Origin of the sequence: Nitrosomonas sp. JL21, assembly GCF_009833095.1 — a bacterium.
Lineage (GTDB): Bacteria > Pseudomonadota > Gammaproteobacteria > Burkholderiales > Nitrosomonadaceae > Nitrosomonas.
Map to the genome: position 1 here is coordinate 1 of NZ_QRCB01000070.1, position 1,770 is coordinate 1,770.

Annotated in this window: 1 protein-coding gene and 1 pseudogene; one reads left to right on the forward strand and one right to left on the reverse strand. The window is 45.3% G+C overall.

From position 1 onward, the window contains the following. On the reverse strand, positions 1-221 hold a 221-nt coding region (gene tnpA, locus ABF87_RS14500; RefSeq protein ID WP_160829831.1), incomplete at its 3' end, for an IS200/IS605 family transposase. 106 nt (positions 222-327) lie between these two features. On the opposite strand from tnpA, the pseudogene ABF87_RS14505 reads away from it, so the two are divergent. Next, positions 328-1,494, forward strand: a pseudogene (locus ABF87_RS14505) (Tn3 family transposase); the annotation flags it as partial. Between the last annotated feature and the right edge of the window lie 276 nt (positions 1,495-1,770).

Sequence of the window (1,770 nt, forward strand, 5' to 3'; positions counted from 1 at the left end):
GTTAAAAATGGGAGGATTACCCTTATACACATGTGAATGTGATCCAGCATCAAATGGCCTTCCACAATCGCGCTTTCCTTCTGATTTGCCAGATCGTGCAACACTTCCCCTATATGCTTCCTGACCTTGCCAAATATCAGTTTCTTTCGTCGCTTCGGAATAAATACCACATGATATTTACAATTCCAGCGCGTATGGCTCAAACTTTGGTATTCCTTCATCTTTGACTCCTCGTCTCGTGGTTGGGACGAGAACGTTACGACGACTGCCTTAACGGTCAAACCTTTGGGAGTCCCCCGGCAGAGCCGGGGGTTTATCTGTTATTAATTATTAATGGATGTAGACGATTGAACTGGATTCACCCGGCATTTTGTTCACATGAAAGACGGCGAATCGCCAAAAGATAGAACCCTTTTACTTGCCGCCATTTTAGCCGATGCTATCAATTTGGGATTGACCAAAATGTCTGAATCATGTCCTGGCACGACATACGCCAAGCTTTCTTGGTAGCAAGCCTGGCATATTCGCGATGATACCTATTCGGCGGCTCTGGCGGAATTAGTCAATACGCAATTTTACAACCCCTTTGCCGGAAACTGGGGCAATGGCACGACATCATCATCTGACGGACAACGGTTTCGCGCTGGAGGCAAAGCGGAGAGTACCGGGCATGTTAATCCCAAGTATGGAAGTGAAGCCGGTAGAATGTTTTACACTCATATTTCCGATCAATATGCCCTGTACAACATGAATCTGGTCAATGTCGGTATTCGAGATTCAACTTATGTGCTTGACGGCTTCCTATATCACGAGTCGGATTTGCGGATTGAGGAACACTACACTGATACCGCGGGTTTCACTGATCATGTTTTCGCTCTCATGCATTTATTAGGTTTCCGCTTTGCGCCTCGGATTCGTGACTTAAAAGACACCAAGCTTTACATTCCCAAAAACGGACAGAACTATGCGGGATTGCAAACCATGATCGGCGGCAACTTGAATATCAAGCACCTTTGTGCCCATTGGGATGAAATCTTACGGCTGGCCACCTCCATCAAACAGGGCACAGTGACGGCCTCATTAATGATCAGAAAACTCGGTAGTTACCCTCGGCAGAATGGCCTTGCCATCGCATTGTGCGAATTGGGCCGAATTGAACGTTCCCTGTTCATTTTAGACTGGCTGCAAAATGTTGAGTTACGTCGTCGCGTTCATGCCGGGTTAAATAAAGGTGAAGCTAGAAATGCGCTTGCACGAGCGGTATTTTTTAACCGATTAGGCGAAATTAGAGATCGTAGCTTTGAACAGCAACGCTATCGAGCCAGCGGCCTCAATTTAGTGACGGCTGCGATAGTGTTATGGAATACGGTTTATCTTGAAAAAGCTATCGAGTTACAAAGTAACCTGACAGGTGATTATGTTTGGAGACAAAATAGAAAAAACGAAGACGGGCAATTTCGGTCTTTGCGAACTACCGGGAAGGGTGAAACTTAGATAGTCAGCATAACATAGGCGCTAACGTGCAGTTTTTTCCTAATTCTATGTTCACCCCTAATTAAGATTTGTATAACACCGCTTCACCGTTGCGTCGATTGATCAGTTCTCCTAACGGCTGCTGAAAAAAGCCTCCAGACGGGGTGTGCTTATCTTTAGGTCCCATCAAAATCTCACCAGAATTTGCAATAAATACTCTGCAATTATCTCATTTCCGGCAAGTTTGTAGTGGTCAACTAATTCCGGATAAAAGGTAAGCCGGATTTTCAGCCTTTG